General features: G+C 43.8%; 1 pseudogene. It reads right to left on the bottom strand.

The features are described 5' to 3' along the window. Positions 1 to 218, bottom strand: a pseudogene (locus tag RRF55_RS28065) (cation transporter); the annotation flags it as partial. Positions 219 to 233 lie beyond the last annotated feature (15 nt).

The following is a 233-nucleotide window of genomic DNA, read 5'->3' as shown; positions in this document are numbered from 1 at the left end:
ATTTCCACCGAGACATGAACAATTTCCTCATGAATCGAGAGCATTGCCCGCACGCGATCCGCAGTTAAGTCTACCGTTGTTTCTAAGGCCAAAATACAGGAAAACTTACCTTTACCTACTTTCCAAACATGTAAATCGGTCAAGGTCGTATGCTGTAGTTCTGCCACCATCTCTCGAATTTCATCCACCACATGATGGTCCATTTCAGCATCTAACAAGGTTTTTCCCGTTTC

This window comes from Klebsiella sp. K47 (assembly GCF_051858335.1).
In the GTDB taxonomy this organism is placed as follows: domain Bacteria; phylum Pseudomonadota; class Gammaproteobacteria; order Enterobacterales; family Enterobacteriaceae; genus Klebsiella; species Klebsiella pneumoniae.
Note: the sequence above shows the minus strand (reverse complement) of the source record. Positions and strands in the feature narration are given on the sequence as shown.